Below are 6,290 nucleotides of genomic sequence, written 5' to 3' on the forward strand. Positions count from 1 at the left end.
CGGCGCTTTCCTGCCGTTCGCGGTCGGTCCCGGGGCGTGCGTCGGCGCGAGCTTCGAGGTGCGCTGGCTGGGCGCGGTCGCGGAGCACCTGGCCGCCGTCCCGCCGCTCGCGCTGACCCGGCGCGGCACCGACCCGTGCGTCACGGCCGTCTTCTCCGCGCCCGAGCACACGATCGGGGACGGCCGCTAGCGGGACTGGAGGGCGTCCACTGCGACGGCCTGGGCGATGACCACGCGGCGGTCGACGTAGGGGTCGGCGATCTGGATCAGGTAGTGGTCGCGGATCCAGGTCTTCTTGTCCACGCTGAACACCGGTTGCCCGTCGCGGGCGAAGTCGAAGTGGTAGCGGAACGGGAACGGGAGGTCGTTGACCAGCGGCAGGAAGCTCCACAGGCGGCGCAGGATCGCGATGCCCTGGTTGCGCTCGCGACCCGTGGCGGTCGGCGCGTTCGGCTGGTCGAGGTGCCAGGTGGAGTTGGTCAACGACTTGCCGAAGTCCTTGCGGAACAGGCCGATCGGCACGCCCGCGCCGTCGGTCACGTCGTAGCCGCTGCCGAGGTCGATCACCTTGCGCGCGCGGAAGCCCGCCAGCACGTGGCTCTTGCTCGCGTCGGTGTAGATGGTGACCTGCTCCTTGAAGGCCATCCGCTTCTGCTCGACGAACGCGACCAGCGGGCCGGGCTCGCCGCCGTTGTCGGCGAAGATCTCGTAGCGGTTCACCATCAAGGTGACCTTCTGGTGCATGTGCAGCACGTTCGTCGCCTGCGTGAGCATGGTCGTCCCCTTGACTCCGGTGAGCCCGAAGTTTCTCACCCGACCGGATGAAGATCACCAGGGGGACCGGCGGTGGGCCGGGCACCGGGCCCGACCCACGGCCCGGCTCAGGCGGCCTGTGCCTGGTTGTACAGGTTCTGGGCGTCGGCGCCGAAGTACGGGCCGAACATCCAGTTCGGGAACAGGTTGATCTTGTAGCTGTTCACGGAGTTCACCGTGCCGGTGCCGGTCGCCTCGGAGAACGCGCGGAACCACGGACCGCCGCTCGCGCCGCCGGTCATGTCGCACGTCATGCCGATGCCGTTGCTGAGGAAGGCGTTGAACGTCCGCCCGCTGCAGTAGACGAGCTTGGTGCCGTCGTACGGCGCGGCGGCGGGGTAGCCGAAGGCGTAGGTGTTGTCGGCCTTCGGCAGGTTGAACGCGATGCCCTGCGCGCCGACGACGTCGGTGAGGGACTGGCCGTTGAGCTGCCCGACGACGATGGCGCCGATGTCGTAGTTGATGTCCTCGCTCGCGTGCCACTGGGGCGTGGCGAACGTGGCGCGGGCGGTCCACGTGCCGTACGGCGCGTTGCCGTTGTCGTAGGCCGGGACGAACGCGACGTTCGTGTGGTAGGCGCCGTCGAGCTTCACGCAGTGCCCGGCGGTGACGACGGTGCTCTTGTTGGCGCTGGTCACGGCGTTGCCGCTGCACGAGGCGTTGCGGCCCTGGTAGGTGAAGAACACCCGGCCCGCGGTCCGCACGACGGCGCCGCCGCCGGTCCACGCACTGCCGCCGTTGGGGAAGGCCAGCGGTGCGACGGTGGTGGGCTCGCCGGTCAGGACGGTGGAGCGCAGTGCGGAGAGCGGTGCGGTGGGCAGGTCCAGCGGAACGGCGGCGCGCATCCGTTCCGGTGTCCAATAGGCGCCCGGTGCGGCGGCGGACGGCGTCGCCGGGACGGTGATCAACGACAGGGCCAGCGCGCTCGCCAGGGTGACCAGTCGTTTCACGGCACGGTTCATGATCTTCCACCTCTCGTGGGTCGATCAACGGCAGGGACCGTGCACTGGAAGTTACTCAGCGCAACGCCCCACCGTTTCCGGCGAACGGGTGAGAAATTTTCGTGTTCACGCCGTGCTCGGCGAGACCGAACGGCGGCGGTACGCCGAACCCGCCGCCGCGTCGGCGTTCCACCCCGCGTGCCTGACCCGCCACTCCGATCGCTGCTCCCGGGATGCGCGCGGGCCGACCGGCGCCGACGTGGTGGCGGGCACTCGACGGTGTGGAACCCTTGGCCGGTGATCCGCGTCGGTCCTGCAGTGGCGGCGTGGCGGACCCAGGAGAGTCATGGCGGAGGCGTTCGGGCCTTATCGTGTCGGTGAGCTGTTGGGGCGCGGCGGCATGGGCGAGGTGCACCGGGCTCACGACACGGCACACGACCGCGTGGTGGCGTTGAAGCGGCTCTCCGCCGTGCACAACGACGACGAGGAGTTCCGCGCCCGGTTCCGGCGCGAGTCACGGATCGCGGCACGGCTGCGCGAGCCGCACGTCATCCCGATCCACGCCTACGGCGAGATCGACGGCCGGCTCTACCTGGACATGAGGCTGGTGGAGGGCCGCGACCTCGCGGCGGTCATCGAGGACGGTCCGCTGGACCCGGACCGGGCCGTGCGGATCATCGCCCAGGTGGCGGGCGCGCTCGACGCCGCGCACGCGGACGGCCTGGTGCACCGGGACGTCAAGCCGTCGAACATCCTCGTCACGCCGGACGACTTCGTGTACCTGGTGGACTTCGGCATCGCGCGCAGCGTGCTGCCCGCCGGCACGCACCTGACCGCGTCCGGCGCGGTGATCGGGACCTTGGACTACCTGGCGCCGGAACGGTTCGGCGACGGCCAGGTGGACGGCCGCGCGGACGTCTACGCCCTGGCCTGCGTGCTGCACGCCTGCGTCACCGGCCACCGCCCGTTCGAGGTGGACAGCGCCGCCGCGCTCCTCTGGGCCCACCTCCAACAACCACCGCCCGCCGCCTCGGCCACCAACCCGGCCGTGCCACGCGCGCTGGACGACGTGATCCGGCACGGCATGGCCAAGGACCCGACCCACCGCTTCCCGACCGCCGGCGCCCTGGCAACCGCCGCCGCGGAAGCCCTCGCCACCCCATCTCTCGCCGTCACCCCGCCGGTCACCACTCCGCCGCATCCCGCTGCCGGTTCCTCCGGTGAGTCGCCGTCGTCCGCCGCGCCTTCACACCCTCCCGCTCCGCCGTCTGCCGGCGGGGCGCCCGCCGCGCCGCCCGCCGGCCGGGCGCTTGCCGGTCCGCAGCAGCCAGGTCGGCACCAGCCGGGTCCGCGGTCAGCTCCGCATTTTGTCGCAACGTTGCAATCGGGTTCGCAAGGCGGCGCGATGAATGCTCCGGCACCGCCTGCCCGGCGGACGTCGGGCCGGAGAGTGGCGCCGATCGTGGCCGGTGCGGTGGCGTTGGCGATCGTGGCGGTGGTGTTGGTCTGGTCGGTGGACTGGGCGGGGGACCGCCGGCTCGCGAACTCCGCCACCGTCACGACCACCGCCGCGACAACCACAACTGCGACGACCACAGCGGAGTCGAGAACGCGGACGACCACCGCCCAGACGACGACGGCCACCACCGTGACCGTCGACCAGCAGGTCACCGTCCTGCTGGACCGGCTGCCCGGGGTCTACCGGGGCAACCCGAGCTGCGCGCCCACGCCGTCGACCGGCCCAGGCGTCACGGCCACCGTCACGTGCACCAAGGCGAACCAGCAGCACTTCCGCTTCCCGCCCCCGGACCAGGCGGTGTTCCACCTGTTCACCGACCGGGCCGCGCAGGACGCCCACTTCAAGGCACTGGTCGACGCCAAGGGCATCCCGCGCGAGGACGAGTCCGGAGGCTGTCGTCCCCTCACCCGCCCGGCGCACTACGCCCTCTACTACCGGTCCGAGAGCGGTCCCGTCCCCGGCGAGTACACGACGTGCTTCGTGTCTGACGGCGTCGGTCAGCTGTGGTGGGTCGACACGCGCACCTCGACCACGGGCGTGCTGCGCTCCTCCACGGCACTGGACCCGGACGCGCTCGACCAGCTCGGCTACTGGTGGAACACCATGATCCTCACCCCGATGCCGTGAGGTCGGCGATCTTGCCCTCCAACACCGCCCGCTCACGCTCGTTGCCGCACAACCGCACGGCCCGCGCCAACTCCGCCCGCGCCTCGTCCGCCCGCCCCAATCGGCTGAGCAGTTCACCGCGCACGCTGGGCAGCAGGTAGGAGTTCGCCAGGGCCTCGGAATCGGCGAGCCCGTCCACGATCGGCAGCGCGGCGGCCGGTCCCCGTGCCATGGACACCGCCACCGCCCGGTTCAGGTCGACCACCGGTGACGGCGCGAGGCTGCCGAGCGCCTCGTACAGCAGCACGATCCGCTCCCAGTTCGTCTCCTCCACCGAGGGCGCCACGGCGTGGCACTCGGCGATGGCCGCCTGCAGCCCGTAGGCGCCCAACCCGCGGCCGACCTGCTCGGCCCGGGCCAGCGCGGCACGTCCCCGGCGGATCGCGGCGCGGTCCCACCGGCGGCGGTCCTGGTGCTCCAGCAGCACGGGCTCGCCGTCCGGCCCGGTGCGGGCCGGGAACCGCGCCGCGGTCAGCTCCAACAACGCCAACAGGCCGTGCACCTCCGGCGTGTCCGGCACCAGCCGGGCCAGCACCCTCGCCAGGCGCTGTGCCTCACCCGCGAGGTCGAACCGGATCAGGTCGTCGCCGGAGCTGGCCGTCGAACCCTCGGTGAAGATCAGGTAGATCACGTTGAGCACCGAGCCGAGCCGCGCGGTCCGCTCCTCGGCGGTCGGCACCTCGAACGGCACCTCGGCCGCCCCGAGCGTCTTCTTCGCGCGCGTGATGCGGGCCTGCACGGTCGCCGTCGGCACCAGGCACGCCTTGGCGATCTCGTCGCTGGTCAGACCGCCGACCACGCGCAGCGTCAACGCCACCCGCGCCTCCCGCGACAGCACGGGGTGGCATGAGATGAACATCAGCGCCAGCACGTCGTCGTCGATCTGGTCCGGGTCCCACAGCACGTCGTCGGCGCCGTCACCCGGTGCGGCGCCGTCCTCGCCCAGGTCGCGGGCGAGGACGGCGTACTTCTCGTCCAGCGCGGACCGCCTGCGGAAGCCGTCGATCGCGCGCCGCCGGCCAACGGTGAGCAGCCACCCCGCCGGGTTGCGCGGCACGCCGTCCCGCGGCCAGGTCACCAGCGCCTTGGCCAGCGCCTCCTGCGCCAGGTCCTCGGCCAGCGCGAAGTCGCCGGTGTAGCGCGCGAGCGCACCGACGATCCGCGCCGACTCGATCCGCCAGACGGCGGCGACCGCCCCACGACCGGTGGGGTCGGTCGACGTCGACCCGCTCAGAGCTGCCCGGTGGCTTCCCGCCACGCCTTCTCCTTCTGGATCCACTCGTTGTCCTGCGGGAACTCGTCGATCGAGGTGACCCGGCGGATCTCGGTCTTGACGCCGGCCCCGGTCAGCGGCTGCCGCTTGGCCCACTCGACGGCCTCTTCCTTCGAGGCGACGTTGAGGATGTAGAACCCGTTGAACAGCTCCTTGGTCTCGCCGTACGGGCCATCGGTGACCACCGGGGGCTCGGAGGAGTAGTCCACGACCACGCCTTCCTCGGCGTCGGCGAGCCCTTCCGCGGCAACCAGCACGCCGGCGCGGATCAGCTCGTCGTTGTACTTCCCCATGGTCTCCAGGATCTCGTTGAAGTCGATGTCGCCCATCGACGCGAAGGCCTCGTCGGTGGCGCGCATGATCAGCATGTACTTCATGGTCGAAAGTCTCCTCGGCCGTCGTCCGGGCCCTCTCCCGGACCCCGTCACCCCAAGGTCGAACGGGCCGAGCCGTGGATCGACACACCCGCCGAACTATTTTCCCGCCAGTGCGGGCAGCCTACTTCGAGCGGCGATCCACGTGGTCGAGCGGCGCGCCCGGTGGCGAACAGGAGCAGTGGAGAAAGCCGAAGAGCACAAGCACGCCGGTGTGCCCCTCACCTCGCTGTGAGGGGCACACCGGCGTGCGTCACGGGGTCCGGCAGGTCACGGTCGGCGAGGCCCACTGGCCGTTCGCCATCACCGTGAAGCCGAACGTCGTGCTGCCACCCGCGGGGACGTTGCCGTTGCCGCTGGGCTTCATGGTCATCACGGTGCCGGTGGAATCCCAGCTCGGCGTGCCGTTCCAGGTGCTCGACACCCTCTGCGGGGAGGTGACGGTGACCGTGGCGGTCCAGCTCGTGATCGCCGAGGAACCCGCCCGGATCGTCACCTCGCCGTTGAAGCGGTCACCCCACCGCTGGCTCGTGCGGTAGGTCGCGGTGCAGGAGCCGGTGCCCGGCTGGGGCGTGGTGGTCGTCGGGCCCGTGGTCGGTGGGGTGTCGGTTGGTGCGACGGCTCGGCCGGTTGCGGGGGAGATCATGCCCGCGCAGAGGTTGCGGTTGGCGAGGTTGGCGGCGATTTGGGGGACGGCGTTGAGG

Annotated in this window: 7 protein-coding genes; 2 read left to right on the plus strand and 5 right to left on the minus strand. The window is 71.4% G+C overall.

Going from position 1 to position 6,290, the window contains the following annotated elements:
- Nucleotides 1-58 precede the first annotated feature (58 nt).
- The gene (locus B0I31_RS42855; RefSeq protein ID WP_281262348.1) at nucleotides 59-190 is read left to right on the plus strand and encodes a hypothetical protein; all 132 of its coding nucleotides are present in this window, start codon (nucleotides 59-61) and stop codon (nucleotides 188-190) included.
- On the opposite strand, the gene B0I31_RS39610 is transcribed toward B0I31_RS42855, so the two are convergent.
- Nucleotides 187-774, minus strand: a complete 588-nt coding sequence (locus tag B0I31_RS39610) for an LURP-one-related family protein (RefSeq protein WP_106620523.1) — start codon at nucleotides 772-774, stop codon at nucleotides 187-189. The two genes, B0I31_RS42855 and B0I31_RS39610, sit on opposite strands and share 4 nt — an antisense overlap.
- A 107-nt stretch (nucleotides 775-881) precedes the next feature.
- Nucleotides 882-1,775 (minus strand): trypsin-like serine peptidase, encoded by an 894-nt coding sequence (locus tag B0I31_RS39615; protein ID WP_106620524.1) that lies wholly within the window; start codon nucleotides 1,773-1,775, stop codon nucleotides 882-884.
- Nucleotides 1,776-2,100: 325 nt separating this feature from the next.
- Between B0I31_RS39615 and B0I31_RS39620 the strand changes: the two genes are divergently transcribed.
- Complete coding sequence (locus B0I31_RS39620) at nucleotides 2,101-3,900, plus strand: serine/threonine-protein kinase (protein ID WP_106620525.1); 1,800 nt, start codon at nucleotides 2,101-2,103, stop codon at nucleotides 3,898-3,900.
- Here B0I31_RS39620 and B0I31_RS39625 read toward each other — a convergent pair.
- The 3 genes from B0I31_RS39625 to B0I31_RS39635 form a co-directional block, all read right to left on the minus strand.
- The gene (locus B0I31_RS39625) at nucleotides 3,884-5,173 is read right to left on the minus strand and encodes an RNA polymerase sigma factor (protein ID WP_219911017.1); all 1,290 of its coding nucleotides are present in this window, start codon (nucleotides 5,171-5,173) and stop codon (nucleotides 3,884-3,886) included. The two genes, B0I31_RS39620 and B0I31_RS39625, sit on opposite strands and share 17 nt — an antisense overlap.
- On the minus strand, nucleotides 5,170-5,589 hold the full coding sequence (locus B0I31_RS39630; RefSeq protein WP_106620527.1) for a YciI family protein: 420 nt from the start codon (nucleotides 5,587-5,589) through the stop codon (nucleotides 5,170-5,172). Before B0I31_RS39630 ends, B0I31_RS39625 begins: the two co-directional genes overlap by 4 nt.
- A 250-nt stretch (nucleotides 5,590-5,839) precedes the next feature.
- Nucleotides 5,840-6,232 carry a cellulose binding domain-containing protein gene (locus B0I31_RS39635; protein WP_245950802.1) on the minus strand — a complete coding sequence of 131 codons (393 nt, stop codon included), beginning with the start codon at nucleotides 6,230-6,232 and terminating at the stop codon, nucleotides 5,840-5,842.
- Nucleotides 6,233-6,290 lie beyond the last annotated feature (58 nt).

The sequence above is a fragment of the Saccharothrix carnea genome, from assembly GCF_003014735.1.
GTDB lineage: Bacteria > Actinomycetota > Actinomycetes > Mycobacteriales > Pseudonocardiaceae > Actinosynnema > Actinosynnema carneum.